Here is a 229-nt window from a genome sequence, read left to right as displayed (position 1 = left end):
ATTAACGTTCGTTACGTTTCCTGATGACGTTAGGCTTGAAAATGGGGATGGCTCTGGGACTGAAAAAATAAAAATGATTAATGATCATTTATTGTGGACGTGGAGCTCGAAATTCTCGAGGGGTTGGACTGAAATTAAAGATGAATGGGAGAAGGGTCGAGACATTTCTTCCCACGCCTTGTCTCCAATGGGAAAGTATTTTTCTATTGGCTACAGCAAAGGTAGTGTC

1 protein-coding gene is annotated in these 229 nt (G+C 41.5%); it reads left to right on the top strand.

The window, feature by feature from the left end; all coding sequences use genetic code 11:
• Window positions 1-229: hypothetical protein (locus tag AOA62_RS32140; RefSeq protein ID WP_218244043.1), on the top strand; the 229-nt coding region annotated here is incomplete at both ends.

The organism is Pseudomonas sp. 2995-3, assembly GCF_002742565.1.
GTDB classification, from domain to species: domain Bacteria; phylum Pseudomonadota; class Gammaproteobacteria; order Pseudomonadales; family Pseudomonadaceae; genus Aquipseudomonas; species Aquipseudomonas edaphica.
The sequence above is the reverse complement of the archived record's forward strand: the minus strand, read 5'-3'. Positions and strand labels throughout refer to the sequence as shown.